General features: G+C 45.2%; 1 protein-coding gene. It reads left to right on the forward strand.

Features of this window, described 5'->3' with window-relative positions:
• Nucleotides 1-403: IS30 family transposase (locus NE664_15030; GenBank protein MCQ4727946.1), on the forward strand; the 403-nt coding region annotated here is incomplete at both ends.

Raw genomic sequence — 403 nt, forward strand, 5'->3', positions numbered from 1 at the left:
TGATGCGGTTGTCACTCCTTTGATCAAACAGGGACAGTCCCCCTACATGATCTTCATCAATCATCCGGAACTCGGTATGTCTGTTAAGACGCTCTATAACTACATTGAACAGGGATATCTCCTCATACGCAATGTAGACCTGAAGCGGAAAACAAAATTCAAGCTGCGTAAGAGCCATAAAACACGGATTACAGACCGGGAGATCTTTCTGGGAAGGGCCTATTCCGATTTCTCAGCGTTAGGGCTTTCCCGCTCTGAATTTGTTGAAATGGATACGGTATTATCCGCAAAAGACTATCTTAAAAGTATCCTTACCCTATATTTTCCCGATACAGAGCTGCTTCTTGCACATCTCATGAACCGCTGTACTCCCGGCACTGTCCGGCTTGTATTTGATTCGAGG

Origin of the sequence: Anaerotignum faecicola (assembly GCA_024460105.1) — a bacterium.
In the GTDB taxonomy this organism is placed as follows: Bacteria; Bacillota; Clostridia; order Lachnospirales; family Anaerotignaceae; genus JANFXS01.